Source organism: Paractinoplanes ferrugineus (assembly GCF_016862195.1).
Taxonomy (GTDB): domain Bacteria; phylum Actinomycetota; class Actinomycetes; order Mycobacteriales; family Micromonosporaceae; genus Actinoplanes; species Actinoplanes ferrugineus.
In genome coordinates this window covers 220206-232176 of the sequence record NZ_BOMM01000003.1, presented here as the reverse complement: position 1 = coordinate 232176, position 11971 = coordinate 220206, and the positions used below count along the sequence as shown (strand labels likewise).

Here is an 11971-nt window from a genome sequence, read left to right as displayed (position 1 = left end):
CTTCGCGGTAGGGGGCTTAGAAGTCGCCGGCCCAGATGAAGCCGAACGCGATACCCAACAGGGCGAGCGCCTCGATAACGGCGAAGCCGATCCAGACGTACGGCAGCGTCAGACGCGACGACTCCGGCTGACGGGCGGTCGACTGGATGTAGGCCGAGAAGACGAGACCCACACCGATGCCGGGGCCGATGGCGGCGAGGCCGTAGCCGATGGCGGCGGTGCTACCACCGACGGCGGCAATAACGTCAACCATTGCGATTCCTCCTGGTATCTCGCGTGTCTGTCACGCGGGACGACAACGGGTAGAACGGATGTTGCTTGGCAAAACTCAGTGCTCGTCGGCGAGCGCACCCTGCAGGTAGCTCGCGGTGAGCACCGTGAAGACGTAGGCCTGGAGACAGATGACCAGGAACTCCAGGAAGGTGAGCGCGATCGTCATCACCCAGGAAACGAGCGAGAACGGCGCGAACCAGGCGTTGGCGTTCAGCATCGCGAAGCCGCCCAGCGTGAACACCAGCAACAGCATGTGGCCGGCGAACATGTTGGCGAACAGACGAACGGCGAGCGAGAACGGCCGCACCAGGAACGTCGAGAAGAACTCGATCGGAATGAGCAGCGGGAGAATGAACCACGGCGCCGGCGGGATAAGCGCGTGCTTGAAGTACTTCAGCCCGCCGTGGTGCTTCATACCGATGTAGATGAACATCACGTAGCTGATCACCGCGAGAATCGCCGGGAAGGCAATGTGCGAGTTCGGCGAGATCTGCGCGATCGGAACGATGGCCCAGAAATTCATCAGCAGGATGAAGACGAACAGCGTGGTCAGGTACGGCGCGAAATTGATGCCCCGCTTGCCGAGCATGTCGACCGCGATGTTGTTCCGCACGAAGCCGTAGAGGCTCTCGGCGATCCATTGCTTCTTGGTCGGGACGAGCTGCGGCTTCCGGTACGACACCAGGAAGTAGATGATGATTGCGGCCACCGAGATCCACAGGAGCGCCGTGATCTTGGTGAACCAGTAGGAGTTGTGCTCTCCCCAAGGCAGGATGCTGGGCAGGTAGAAGTCCTCGACACTCGGCGGGAACGGAACATCCGCTGCGAGGACGATCGACTGACCGATCACCGTAGCCCTTTCCTGTCAGGCGCCGAGACGGCGCACGATGAGGTAGACACCGCCGCCGATACCAACGACCGCGCCAATACCGGCGAAAATGCCCTTGGTCCCGACCCAGTGGTCGACCAACAGTCCGATCGCTCCCCACACCAACATGCCCGAGAAGAGATAGGCGACGGCGGTCATTCCCATGCCCGTATCGGGCGGGGCGGGCTCGTCGTCACCGCTAGGAGCGTTGGGGGGTTTCTGAGCGGCCATGACGGCCCGAACGATATCAGGAGGTAATACGAAGCTAAGCGGGACCCCCCGCACAACCGAGGTTGTCCAGGCGTCAGGGGTCTCGCAACTGGGATGTCACGGTACTCCCCCTTCGCCATAACCGGACATGGCACGGCTGTTCACTTCACCGTTTCGTGGTCAACAAACCACGAAACGGTCGTTTGCCGAGGTGAAACGCAGTGCAGAAGATCACTTCGGGCGACGGATCGCGGTGAACCACCAGGCCTGGACCCCGGTCCAGACGACCACGCCGGCCACGATGCCCCAGCCGAGCGCGGACTTACCGGACCAGTTCGTGGAAACGCCGTAGGACAGCACCACCCCCAGCAGGCTGTACTTCACCACATAGGTGAGCAGCGCCAACGGCATCAGCAGCGCCGGGCGTACGGTGTCCGCCCACGCGATGACCAGCGTCGACATGGTGTAGCTGAGGGTCACGATCAGCACGCCGAGCGCGGCACCGAGCGCGGCGCCCGAACCGCCGGTGAAATAGCCGACCGACGCGGCGCACAGCACCAGAGCCATCGAGACCGCGGTCAGGAACGGCAGATGCGCCACTCGCCAGCGGGGGTCGGCCGGCGGTGGCGCAAGGTCGGTGTTCGTCAAGCCATCACTTCCTGTCGGGCGTAGGCCGGGAAGCGTCGGACCAGCTCCAGCACTCCGTCGGCCACGTCGGCGAGTCGGCTCGCACCACCCGTCGTGCCGGGGTCGCTGCGCACCGCGGCACCGATCAGCTCGGCCACCCGCCGCATCTCAGCTTCCCCCATGCCCTGAGTCGTCGCGCACGGGGTCCCGACCCGGATGCCGGAGGCCAGCGCCGGTCGCTGCGGGTCGAACGGGATCACGTTCTTGTTCAGGACGATGCGCGCCAGATCGCAGCGGGCCTCGGCGTCCCGGCCGGTGACGCCGAGCTCCTGGAGGTCGGCCAGCACCAGGTGGGTGTCGGTGCCGCCGGTGACCGGCCGCATGCCCTCCCGCGCCAGCCCCACGGCCAGTTCCCGGGCGTTGGCGACGACCTGCCGGGCGTACGCCTTGAAGGCCGGGCCGGACGCCTCGCGCAACGCGACCGCCTTCGCCGCGATGGCGTGCATCATCGGGCCGCCCTGGCTGAACGGGAAGACCGCCTTGTCGACCCGCTGGGCCAGCTCCTCGCGGCACAGGATCATGCCGCCGCGCGGGCCCCGCAGCACCTTGTGAGTGGTGCAGGTGACGACGTCGGCGTACGGGACGGGCGACGCCACCACCCCGCCGGCCACCAGCCCGATGAAGTGCGACGCGTCGACCAGCAGATAGGCGTCCACCTCGTCGGCGATGTCGCGGAACAGGGCGAAGTCGATCTGGCGTGGGTACGCGGTGGCGCCACAGATGATCACCTTGGGCCGATGCGCCAGCGCCAGGTCGCGTACCTCGTCGTAATCGATCTCCTCGGTGTTCGGGGTGACCCCGTAGCCGATCGGGTGGAACCATTTCCCGGAGAGGTTGACCCGGCTGCCGTGGGTGAAGTGCCCGCCCTGCGGCAGGTCCATGGCCAGCACCGTGTCGCCCGGTTCGGCGAGGGCCGCGAACGCCGCCAGGTTGGCCGAGGCCCCGGAGTGCGGCTGGACGTTGGCGTGCTCGGCGCCGAACAGCCGCTCGGCCCGCTCGACGGCGAGCTGCTCGGCCCGGTCGACCTGGGCGCACCCGCCGTAGTAGCGCCGGCCCGGATAGCCTTCGGCGTATTTGTCGTTGAGCGTGGACCCGAGCGCGGCGAGCACGGCCGGGGAGGTGAAGTTCTCGCTCGCGATCAGCTGGAGACCATCGCGCTGCCGGTCCAGTTCGCCGAGGAGCACCTGGGCGACCTCCGGATCGGCGCGCTCGAGCCACGCGAAGTCCGGACCCCAGAAGGTGTCCACGTATGCCTCCCCCCGGATAGCAACGCTGCCGGAATCGAGCATATGGCGAAAAGCACCTCTTAGGCGGGCACACTGATCGGTTATGCGGTGCTTGGTGACCGGCGCGACCGGATATATCGGCGGACGGCTCGTTCCCCGACTGCTCGCCGCGGACCACGAGGTGCGCTGCCTGTCGCGCTCGGCGGCGCGGCTGCGGGACGCGCCGTGGGCCGCCCGGGTCGCGATCGCCGAGGGTGATCTGACTGATTCCGCCTCGTTGACGGCCGCGCTGGACGGCGTCGAGGTGGCCTACTTCCTGGTCCACTCGCTCGGCCGGCGGGACTTCGAGGAGACCGACCGGCGGGCCGCCTCGAATTTCGCGACCGCCTGCCGCGCCGCGGGCGTGCGGCGGATCATCTACCTGGGCGGGCCCGAGCCGCCGCCCGGCGAGCGGGCCTCGGCCCATCTGCGCTCCCGGACCGAGGTGGGCCGGATCCTGCTGGACAGCGGGGTGCCCACGGTCGTCCTCCGGGCGCCGGTGATCATCGGCTCCGGCTCGGCCTCGTTCGAGATGCTGCGTTACCTCACCGAGCGTCTGCCGATCATGGTGACACCGCGCTGGGTCCGCAACCGGATCCAGCCGATCGCGGTCCGGGACGTCATGCGCTACCTGATCGCGGCCGCGACCATGCCGGCCGACCTGAACCGGGCCTTCGACATCGGCGGCGCGGACGTTCTCACCTACGGCGAGATGATGAACCGGTACGCCCGGGTGGCCGGCCTGCGCCGCCGGATCATCATGCCGACCCGGGTGCTCAGCCCGTGGCTGTCCGCGTTCTGGGTCGGGCTGGTCACGCCGGTGCCCAACTCGATCGCCCGCCCACTCGTCGCCAGCCTCGTGCACGAGGCGGTGGCCCACGAGAACGACATCGCCGAGTACGCGCCGGGCACCGAGCCGCTCGACTTCGACGCGGCCGTCGGTTTCGCGCTCGGCAAGGTCCGCAACGCGGACGTGGAGACCCGCTGGTCGAGCGCGGCCGGCCGGGACGCCGCGGCCGAGCCGTTGCCGAGCGACCCCGACTGGTCCGGCGGCAGCGTCTATGTCGACGAGCGCAGCCAGGTGGTGCACGCGCCGGTGGAGTCGCTGTGGCGGGTCATCGAGGGGGTCGGCGGCGAGAACGGCTGGTATTCGTTCCCGCTGGCCTGGACGGTGCGCGGCTGGCTGGACAAGCTGGTCGGCGGGGTCGGCCTGCGGCGCGGCCGGCGCGACCGGCACCGGCTGCGGGTCGGCGAGGCCCTGGACTGGTGGCGGGTCGAGGAGATCGTGCCGGGTTCGCTGCTGCGCCTGCGAGCGGAGATGCGGGTGCCGGGGCGGGCGTGGCTGGAGATGACGGCGAGCACCGACGGGGACGGTCGCAGCGTCTACCGGCAGCGGGCCGTCTTCCTGCCGCGTGGGCTGGCCGGGCACGCGTACTGGGCGTCGGTGCTGCCGTTCCACGGCATCGTCTTCAAGGGCATGGCGCGCAACATCGCGATGGGGGCCGAGCAGGCTACTTAGCCGCGGCCCGGCCCAGCCGGTCGCGGATGGCCAGCCACTCCTCGGTCCGCGGCGGCTCCTGCACCAGGATCGTGGCGACCCCGGCGTCGTCCAGGCGGTGCAGGGCGGCGTAGAGGTCGGCGGCGTACTCCCGCGGGTCGGCCGAGAGGATCTCGGCGCCCGGAACGCCGGTGCCCTCGTAGGTCAGCACGCCCACCGAGCCCTCGACCTCGACCTCGCGCACGTCCTCGGTGAGGATCAGGGTGGCTCGCGGGGCGTAGTGGCGCCGGCTCATCCCCGGGGAGGGGCGGGCGGCGCCGTCGGCGGTCTCGGCGTCGCGCAGGGCGATCGCGCCGGTCACCTCCCGGAGCGCGCGCAGGCCGAGCGCGCCCGGCCGCAGCAGGGTGGGGACGTCGGTGGTCAGGTCGAGCACGGTCGACTCGATGCCCCACGAACTCGGGCCGCCGTCCAGCACCAGCGGCACGTCGGGCAGGCTGCGGAGCACGTGCTCGGCGGTGGTCGGCGAGATGCTCTCGGAGCGGTTGGCGCTCGGCGCGGCCAGCGGCAGGCCGGACGCGGACAGGAGCCGGAGCGCCACGTCATGGGCCGGGATCCGGAGGGCGATGGTGTCGTTGTCGGCGCCCACCTGAGTGAGATGAGCGGCGCGGCGCACCACGAGGGTGAGCGGTCCCGGCCAGAACGCCGCCGCCATTTTTTCAGCATTTTCCGGCCAAAAGGCGGACAAGTCGCGCGCGGCCGCCTCGGTTGCCACGTGCACGATCAACGGATTCCAGAACGGGCGGTTCTTCAGGCGGTAGATCTCGCTGACCGCCTTCACCGAGAACGCGTCGGCGCCCAGGCCGTAGACCGTCTCGGTGGGGAATGCGACCACCGACTCGGCCCGCAACAGCTCGACCGCCTCGGCGATGCCCTCGTCAGACGGGGGCGCGACGCGGCCGGTCACGAGAGGAGGAGCTGGGCGAACGGGACCGTGGTGTCCTCGATCTCGTCGCCGATGCGCTGGAACGTCTGGTCGCCCCGGCCCCACGGGTCGTCGAGGTCGTCGACCGGCAACGGGCCGTCCGAGCCCCGCAGCGCGTGCACCGCTTCGACGATCGCGACACCCCGGTCGTGCACCGAGGCGGGCTTGCCCTCGCCGGCCGGGAGAGCGGCCTTGTCGACGCCGCTGAGCAGCCGGCCGAACTCGCCCATCACGAACGTGCGGGTGGCGGCCTCGGGGCGCAGCGCCACCACGTAGTCGTACTGGTCGGCGGTGGCGGTGAAGATCAGGTCGGCCTCGTCGATGAAGTCGCCGCGCAGCTTGCGGGCCTCGAAACCGGTGGTCGAGCCGCCCCGCGAGCGCACCTGCCGGGCGGCCGGCGGGTTCATCTCCTCGCCCTCGTGCCAGCCGCCGGTGCCCGCGCTCACGCTGCGCACCAGCTGGTCACCGACCTCGCCGACCCGGTCCCGCACAGCCCGGGCGAGCAGCCGCTCGGCCATCGGCGACCGGCAGATGTTGCCCATGCAGACGTGCAGGACGGTGAAGGGCGCCACCTCACGCCTCCGGAGCAAGGATCTCGGGAACCACGTCGCGCAGCTTCTCGAACGGAATCGCGCCGCCCCGAAGCACCCGGGGGACGTCGCCGCTCACGTCGACGATCGTGCTCGGTGCCGGGTCGTGCGCGGAACCGGCCTCGAGATAGACCCGCACCGAGTACTCGAGCTGCTCACGCGCCTCCTCGGCAGTGTTGGGCGCGGGCCGGCCGACCTTGTTGGCCGTGGTGACGGCCATCGGGCCGACCTCACGCAGCACCTCGAGCGCGACCGGGTGCAGCGGCATCCGGACGGCGACGCGGCCGCCGGTCTCCCCGAGGTCCCACTGCAGGCTCGGCGAATGCTCGACATAGAGCGTCAGGGCGCCCGGCCAGAACGCGTCGGCCAGCTCCCGGGCCGCCCGGGGCAGCGAATAGACCAGGCCGTCGAGCGTGTGCCGGGAACCGACGAGCACCGGCGGCGGGGCCGGTTCGGTGGCGCCCCGGGCATGATGAAGGGCAGTGATCGCATGCGCGGTGAACGCGTCCGCGCCGATGCCGTAGACCGTGTCGGTGGGCATCACCGCGAGCTCGCCGCTCTTGACCGCCTCGACGGCGGCGGCGATCCCGCGATCGCGGTCCGCGGTGGTACGACAGTCGTAGAGCATCACACTGTGCAGTCTGCCATGCGACGGCTCGAACCGATCAGCTGCGCCGGGCCGTCGCGAAGCGGGGCCGCCCGGTCAGGTCGCGGTGGGCGGTCACCTCGGTGAACCGGCCGTCGTCGGTGAGCAACCGGGGAACGATCGATCCGTGCACATCGTCATGCTCAATCCCGATATGTCCCCCCGGTTTGAGTAGCGTGCCGGCCAGCCCGATGACCGGCCGGATCACCGACAGGCCGTCGGCACCGCCGAAGACCGCCTCGGCCGGGTCGTGGTCGGCGACCTCGGGCGGCACCGGGGTCCCGGCGGGCACGTAGGGCGGGTTGCAGAGCAGCACGTCGACGCGGCCACGCAGGCCGGCGAGCACACCGGGATCGGTGACGTCGCCCTCGACGACCCGCACCACCGGGAACCGGGCGGCGTTGCGGCGCAGGAACGACAGCGCGACCGGGGACCGCTCCACGGCGTACACCTCGGCGGGTCTGCCCTCGTCCGCGACGGAGAGGGCGATGGCGCCGGTGCCGCTGCAGAGGTCGACCACGACCGCGCCCGGCCGCAGGAGCGCGATTCCCCAACCGGCCAGCAACTCGGTCTCGGGGCGCGGAATGAAGACACCGTCACCGACCGACAACTCGAGATGGCGGAAGGCGGCCGTGCCGAGCAGATGCTGCAGCGGGATCCGCCGCGCCCGCTCCGCCACCAACGACGAGAATCGGCGCAGCTCATCGGTGCGCATCGACTCGGCGAGCAGCAGCCGGCCGCGCGAGATGTCCAGCACGTGGGCGGCGAGCAGTTCGGCATCGACCCGGGGCGATTCCACCCCAGCCTCGGCCAAATCGACTGTCGCCCGCGCGATCGCGGCCGTAACCGAGTGTCGGGAGGGGTGTTCGTCGTCCGGGTCCACGGCATAATCATCAAACGTCACGTGCGACACCGACCGGCCGGGTCGGTGCATCGATACACGGGCACGCGGTGGGAGGCGCCCGGTGAGTTGGTTGGACCAGCTCCCTGAAAACGTCGAGGAGCTGAAGCGTGCCGGGCACCTGCAACAAAACGGTCGATCGGCCGAGGCGCTCCCGATCCTCGACCGGGTCCTGTCCATCGCGACGGACCCGACCACCCGGGCGTACGCGTTGGTCCAGCGCTTCGGCGCACTGATCAATCTGGGTCGGGTCGCGGAACTGTCCACCTCGATGACGATGGCCGCCAACGCGGTCCGCGAGATCCCCGACGCCTACCTGCGCGGCCAGATGCACGCGTTCGCGGCGCTCGGCGCGCACCTGCAGAGCAATCTGGACCGTGGCATCACCCACCTGGTGCAGGCGTCGCGGGCGCTGGCCGCGGTGCAGGAGAGCGACCGGGAGACCGCCTGGGGCTGGCACGACCTCGCGATGGCCTATTCCTATCTGGGCTTTCACGGCCACGCGCTGGTCGCGATCGAGCAGGCCCGCCAGGTCGGCGCCGCGGTCGGCCTGGCCCCCGAGATCTTCGCGGCGCCCGGGATCCGGCTGCGCAACGCGGTCTCCCTCGACCACCAGGGCGACACCGACGGCTGCCTGCGCGTGCTGCGCGACATCGACGCCGAGCTGAGCCGCTACATCGCGATCGGCGCCGACCAGATGCGCCCGGGGAGTCGCGCCGCCTACGGCTACGCCCTGGCCCGGCGTGCCGCCCTCGGGGAGGAGACCCAGGCGAACGCCGCCGAATGGCTCACCGGCGGCGGTGACAGCATCCGCAGCCGCGATCTCGGCCACCTCGGCCGCGTCTGCCTCAGCATCGCGGCCGGCCGGCCGCAGCAAGCGCTCACCATGTTGGACACGGTGCCGGTCTCACCGGAGATCCTCGGCGCGGCCGAGCCGGCCCGGCTGCGCAGCATCTGCCACGCGGCGGCCGGCGACCACGCCGCCGCCCACGCCGCCGACCGGTACGCGTTCCGCCTCGCCGCCCAGCGCATCGACCGCCTGCGCGACGGCTACCTCGACGGGGTGGCGGCCCGGCTGGACGCCCAGGAGACCGGTCGCGACTCCGCCCGCTACGGCGACGAGACCCTGACCGACCCGCTGACCGGCCTGCCCAACCGTCGCCAGCTGGAGCGCTACGTCGGGTCCATGCTCGAGCGCGGCGAACGCGCGGCGATCGGCGTCTGCGACCTGATCGGCTTCACCGCGGTCAACGTGCGCCACGGCCGGCACTGCGGCGACCTGGTGCTCCAGCGCATCGCCGGGGTGCTCAACCGGGTGATGCGCCGGGGCGATTTCGTGGCCCGGTTCGCCGGCGACGAGTTCGTGGTGGTGCTGCCGGGTGCCGGGGCCGCACAGGCGGCCGAGGTGTCCCGCCGGATCACCGCCGCCACCAACGCGGAGAACTGGCAGATCCTGGTGCCGGGCACGCCGATCGGCCTGGCCGCGGGCTGGTCCGAGGTGGGCTCCAAGGGGCGCACCCTGAGCGCGGCGCTGGCCGCGGCGGCGGCGAATCGCGCGCCGACGAAATGACCACGCGGGAGCCCGGCGGCGGTGTGCTGACGACGATCGACCTGGGCGAGGTCGGCACCGACGAGACCGCTCCCCCGCCGGCACCGCTCGACATCCCGCGGTTGCGCCGGGTCGCGCTGGCCGTGCTCGCGCTGGTGGGAGCGTTCGCCCTGGCCGGTTCGGCACCGGCGGACACGACCGGGGTGCACCAGTTGTGGGCCACGCCGCTGCGTCAGGGTGAGGCCTGGTCGCTGTCGGCCGACACCGCCTATGTCACCCGATCCGACAAGGTCTCGGCCTACAACCTGGTCACCGGCGAGCTGCGGTGGAGCGTGCCGGCCCGCACCGCGCTCGGTGGTCGGAAACCCCAGCGGGTCGGCGACCTGCTGCTGGTACCGGCCGACCCGGTGATGATCTCCGACGAGGAGGACGACGGGAGCCGCTCCTACTACGAGACCGTGCACACCACGATCGCGCTGGAGGCGGCAACCGGGGACGAGCGGTGGCGGGTCGACGGGGCGACCGATGCGACCGAGACGGAGAGCACCACACTGGTCGCGGACGACGACGAGCAGGCCCGGACCGTCCGGTTGCGGTTGATCCGGCTGGCCGACGGCGCCGTGCTCTGGAGCCGGTCGACGCCCGCGACGGTCTCGTGGACCCCGATCCGGGCCGGCGGCCGCACCGTCGCGTTCGGCACGGTCACCCAGGACGGCCTGGTAGATGTCTACGACTACGCGAGCGGCCGGCTGCGACACAGCATGCGCCTGCCCGGGAAGAGCACCAAGCAGCGGACCAACACCTTGCTGTCGGCCGACGGCTACCTGGTGGTGATGCGCGACCAGATGCTCGACACCGAGTCCCTCGTCTACAGTGCGGCCGACTTCCGGCTGCTGTGGCGCACGTCGGGAGACGCCGGCTACGTCACCACCTGCGGCCACCTGCTGTGCAGCGTCGGGCCCACCGGGATCGCCGGACACGACCCGCTCACCGGGCGGACGAAGTGGGAACTGGCCGGCGTGCGCGATCTGTGGCCGGCCGGTCCCGACCGGATCATGGTCAGCCAGGACGAGCGGGCCGGCGGCAGTTTCCTTCTCGACCCGGCCACCGGGGCGAGGATCGGCGCGCCGGTCCCGGGCCGGGTGGCATATCCGCAGGAGGCCGGCGAGGTGCCGATGTTCCTGCGCGGGGTCGTCGACCCGCCGGGCCGGACGGCGGTGATCGCGATCGACCCGGCCGACGGCGCGCAGCGCATGCTGGGTGCCGTCGCCGACGTCACGAACGACGACATCTGCCGGACCACGTCCGGTTATCTGGCCTGCGTGCGCGACAGCACGCTGGACATCACGGCCGTCGGCTGATCTCCGTGTCGCCGGCCAGCCGGGCCTGCCGGTCGGCCTCGCCGAGGGCGTCCAGCACGGCGTCGAGCTCGCCGCCGAGCACGAGGTCGAGGTTGTAGGCGGTGAAGCCGATCCGGTGGTCGGTGATCCGGTTCTGCGGGAAGTTGTAGGTGCGGATCCGCTCCGAGCGGTCGACCGTACGCACCTGGGCCTTACGCGAGTCGGAGGCCGCCGCGTTCGCCTCCTCCTGCGCCATCACCAGCAGCCGGGACCGCAGGATGCGCATCGCCGATTCCTTGTTCTGCAGCTGCGACTTCTCGTTCTGGCAGCTCACCACGGTGCCGGTGGGCAGGTGGGTGATCCGCACGGCGGAGTCGGTGGTGTTCACCGACTGCCCGCCCGGCCCGGACGACCGGAACACGTCGATGCGCAGGTCGTTCGCCTCGATGTGCACCTCGACGTCCTCGGCCTCGGGCAGCACCAGCACGCCCGCCGCCGAGGTGTGGATGCGGCCCTGCGACTCGGTGACCGGGACGCGCTGCACCCGGTGCACGCCGCCCTCCCACTTCATCCGCGACCAGACGCCGTGGCCGCCCTCGGGCACACCCTTGGTCTTGACCGCGACCGAGATGTCCTTGACGCCGCCGAGGTCCGACTCCTGCGAGTCGATCACCTCGACCACCCAGCCGTGCCGTTCCGCGTAGCGGGTGTACATGCGCAGCAGGTCGCCCGCGAACAGCGCCGATTCCTGGCCGCCCTCGCCCGCCTTGATCTCGATGATCACGTCTTTGGCGTCGCTCGGGTCGCGCGGGATCAGCATCTCGCCGAGCTTCTCCTCCAGCGGCGCCAGGGCGGCCGCGACCGCGTCCACCTCGCCGGCGAACGCCGGGTCCTCGGCCGCGAGTTCCTTTGCCGCGGCCAGGTCGTCCCGCGCCGCCTGGAGCTCGGCGTGGGCCGCGTAGACCGGGGCGAGCTCCGCGAAACGACGGCCGACACGGCGCACGAGGGCCTGGTCGGAGTGGATGGAGGGGTCCTCCATCCGTTTCTCCAACTCCGCGTACTCCTCGAGAAGCATGCTCAGCCGGTCGTTACTCATCCCAAACCCCCAGACACGAACGGCGCCCGCCCCCTGTAGAGCAGGGGTGCGGGCGCCGTTGAAGCA

13 protein-coding genes are annotated in these 11971 nt (G+C 70.9%); 3 read left to right on the top strand and 10 right to left on the bottom strand.

From position 1 onward, the window contains the following. Positions 1-16: 16 nt before the first annotated feature. The 5 genes from Afe05nite_RS03875 to glyA form a co-directional block, all read right to left on the bottom strand. Positions 17-253, bottom strand: a complete 237-nt coding sequence (locus Afe05nite_RS03875) for an ATP synthase F0 subunit C (RefSeq protein ID WP_203815540.1) — start codon at positions 251-253, stop codon at positions 17-19. Positions 254-328: 75 nt separating this feature from the next. Then, positions 329-1123, bottom strand: coding sequence for a F0F1 ATP synthase subunit A (gene atpB, locus Afe05nite_RS03870; RefSeq protein WP_203815539.1), 795 nt, complete (start codon positions 1121-1123; stop codon positions 329-331). Between the two features lie 15 nt (positions 1124-1138). After that, positions 1139-1372, bottom strand: coding sequence for a hypothetical protein (locus tag Afe05nite_RS03865; protein WP_203815538.1), 234 nt, complete (start codon positions 1370-1372; stop codon positions 1139-1141). Positions 1373-1582: 210 nt separating this feature from the next. Beyond that, positions 1583-1999 carry a hypothetical protein gene (locus Afe05nite_RS03860; protein WP_203815537.1) on the bottom strand — a complete coding sequence of 139 codons (417 nt, stop codon included), beginning with the start codon at positions 1997-1999 and terminating at the stop codon, positions 1583-1585. After that, complete coding sequence (gene glyA / locus Afe05nite_RS03855) at positions 1996-3285, bottom strand: serine hydroxymethyltransferase (protein ID WP_239117528.1); 1290 nt, start codon at positions 3283-3285, stop codon at positions 1996-1998. The genes Afe05nite_RS03860 and glyA overlap by 4 nt, the downstream gene beginning before the upstream one ends. A gap of 82 nt (positions 3286-3367) precedes the next feature. Between glyA and Afe05nite_RS03850 the strand changes: the two genes are divergently transcribed. Further along, entirely contained in the window at positions 3368-4822 is a 1455-nt protein-coding gene (locus Afe05nite_RS03850) for an SDR family oxidoreductase (RefSeq protein ID WP_203815535.1), read from the top strand. On the opposite strand, the gene Afe05nite_RS03845 is transcribed toward Afe05nite_RS03850, so the two are convergent. The 4 genes from Afe05nite_RS03845 to prmC are packed head-to-tail and all read right to left on the bottom strand — an operon-like array spanning position 4815 to position 7902. After that, positions 4815-5765: an L-threonylcarbamoyladenylate synthase gene (locus Afe05nite_RS03845; RefSeq protein WP_203815534.1), complete on the bottom strand. Its 951-nt coding sequence runs from the start codon at positions 5763-5765 to the stop codon at positions 4815-4817. The two genes, Afe05nite_RS03850 and Afe05nite_RS03845, sit on opposite strands and share 8 nt — an antisense overlap. Next, positions 5762-6355 carry an arsenate reductase/protein-tyrosine-phosphatase family protein gene (locus Afe05nite_RS03840; RefSeq protein ID WP_203815533.1) on the bottom strand — a complete coding sequence of 198 codons (594 nt, stop codon included), beginning with the start codon at positions 6353-6355 and terminating at the stop codon, positions 5762-5764. Before Afe05nite_RS03840 ends, Afe05nite_RS03845 begins: the two co-directional genes overlap by 4 nt. A gap of 1 nt (position 6356) precedes the next feature. Further along, a complete protein-coding gene (locus Afe05nite_RS03835) occupies positions 6357-7001 on the bottom strand; it encodes an L-threonylcarbamoyladenylate synthase (protein ID WP_203815630.1) in 645 nt (214 codons plus the stop codon). Between the two features lie 37 nt (positions 7002-7038). Further along, on the bottom strand, positions 7039-7902 hold the full coding sequence (prmC, locus tag Afe05nite_RS03830) for a peptide chain release factor N(5)-glutamine methyltransferase (protein WP_275407442.1): 864 nt from the start codon (positions 7900-7902) through the stop codon (positions 7039-7041). Between the two features lie 82 nt (positions 7903-7984). Between prmC and Afe05nite_RS03825 the strand changes: the two genes are divergently transcribed. Next, on the top strand, positions 7985-9490 hold the full coding sequence (locus tag Afe05nite_RS03825; protein WP_203815531.1) for a GGDEF domain-containing protein: 1506 nt from the start codon (positions 7985-7987) through the stop codon (positions 9488-9490). Further along, a complete protein-coding gene (locus Afe05nite_RS03820; protein ID WP_203815530.1) occupies positions 9487-10830 on the top strand; it encodes an outer membrane protein assembly factor BamB family protein in 1344 nt (447 codons plus the stop codon). The genes Afe05nite_RS03825 and Afe05nite_RS03820 overlap by 4 nt, the downstream gene beginning before the upstream one ends. Here the strand turns inward: Afe05nite_RS03820 and prfA are convergent. Further along, complete coding sequence (gene prfA, locus Afe05nite_RS03815) at positions 10814-11905, bottom strand: peptide chain release factor 1 (RefSeq protein WP_203815529.1); 1092 nt, start codon at positions 11903-11905, stop codon at positions 10814-10816. The two genes, Afe05nite_RS03820 and prfA, sit on opposite strands and share 17 nt — an antisense overlap. Positions 11906-11971: the final 66 nt, after the last annotated feature.

Bases quoted from the DNA above. Each gene is read 5' to 3' on its own strand.
- Afe05nite_RS03875 (WP_203815540.1), bottom strand. From the start codon at position 253: ATGGTTGACGTTATTGCCGCCGTCGGTGGTAGCACCGCCGCCATCGGC.
- Afe05nite_RS03865 (WP_203815538.1), bottom strand. From the start codon at position 1,372: ATGGCCGCTCAGAAACCCCCCAACGCTCCTAGCGGTGACGACGAGCCC.
- Afe05nite_RS03850 (WP_203815535.1), top strand. From the start codon at position 3,368: ATGCGGTGCTTGGTGACCGGCGCGACCGGATATATCGGCGGACGGCTC.
- Afe05nite_RS03835 (WP_203815630.1), bottom strand. From the start codon at position 7,001: ATGCTCTACGACTGTCGTACCACCGCGGACCGCGATCGCGGGATCGCC.
- Afe05nite_RS03820 (WP_203815530.1), top strand. From the start codon at position 9,487: ATGACCACGCGGGAGCCCGGCGGCGGTGTGCTGACGACGATCGACCTG.
- prfA (WP_203815529.1), bottom strand. From the start codon at position 11,905: ATGAGTAACGACCGGCTGAGCATGCTTCTCGAGGAGTACGCGGAGTTG.